Annotated in this window: 1 protein-coding gene; it reads left to right on the forward strand. The window is 58.5% G+C overall.

Features of this window, described 5'->3' with window-relative positions; all coding sequences use genetic code 11:
• Positions 1 to 1,103: hypothetical protein (locus IVB50_RS08900; protein WP_247295596.1), on the forward strand; the 1,103-nt coding region annotated here is incomplete at both ends.

Below are 1,103 nucleotides of genomic sequence, written 5' to 3' on the forward strand. Positions count from 1 at the left end.
CACTCCCTCAGGGGAGAGTAGGCCAAAATACAACCATAGTCGCAGTACAGAACAGAGAGCGGCGGCACAGAGCGCCGGCCGACTGCTGCGGCCCGACTGCGGCGGGGTTTCTCCTCCTTTACCCCGCCGCGCCCGAAATCAGATCTGCTGCAAACGGCATCCTCTTCTTTTCTCGCGCAATCAAGGAACAGAATTGACAGTTCAAATCGGCGTCAATGGCCACTCCATGTTCGCCTCCGGGGCGTACCGCCAGATCAATGACGAGGACGTCTTCAAGACGCTCGCCGCACATAAGCTCAAGCGATACCGCCTGACCATTCCTCTGGCGGCTGACACTGATCCATGGGCAGCGACGCGCTTCACCTCGATCGTGGGCCTTGCCGCCAACTATGGCGTCACTCTTGAACCTGTTCTGGCGCTTCCGCTAATGTGGGGCGACAAGACCGATGCCGGCAAGTATCCTGCCGGCGACGCTGCTGCGCTCTACTCCCAGGGCTACAATCGGACCCTGGCGTTTGTTCGCCAGTTCGCATCTTCGGTCGGCGACTGGGAACTTGGTAACGAGATCAATCTGACCGTCCGTGATGCCAACGGCTCTCCGTTGTTCGGCAAGGGATGGACCTCTGCCGAGTTCGCTGCATATCCGTCGATGGTCGACTTCGCCAATCTCTTGCGGGGAATGTCGGACGCGATCGAGCAGGTACGCCGCGACACCGGCAGAAACCTTCGGCGCATCGTCGGCACCACATCGACGATGTTCGGCTACATCGACTTCATGAAGGCGAATGGCGTCAAGGTCGATGTGCTCGGCTATCACTATTACGAGCATGCCGGCGTGAACCCGACGAACTACTGGGGCGGAGTTCGTCCCAATTTCAACCTGTTCACAAAGCTGTCGAGCTACGGCGTTCCAGTCGCCATCAATGAGATGAACGGCGCCGAGATCTACGACTCAACGTTCGTCAACACCTCGACGTCGGCGTCGATGTCGGCCTGCAACTCAAACCTGGATGCGATGCTGGCGAGGTTCTCTCAGTATTCGTTCATCGAGTGGATTGATCTCTACGAGCTGATCGACGAGCCGGACAAGACTGGTCCCGATG

Origin of the sequence: Bradyrhizobium sp. 87 (genome assembly GCF_023073015.1) — a bacterium.
Classification (GTDB): domain Bacteria; phylum Pseudomonadota; class Alphaproteobacteria; order Rhizobiales; family Xanthobacteraceae; genus Bradyrhizobium; species Bradyrhizobium canariense_D.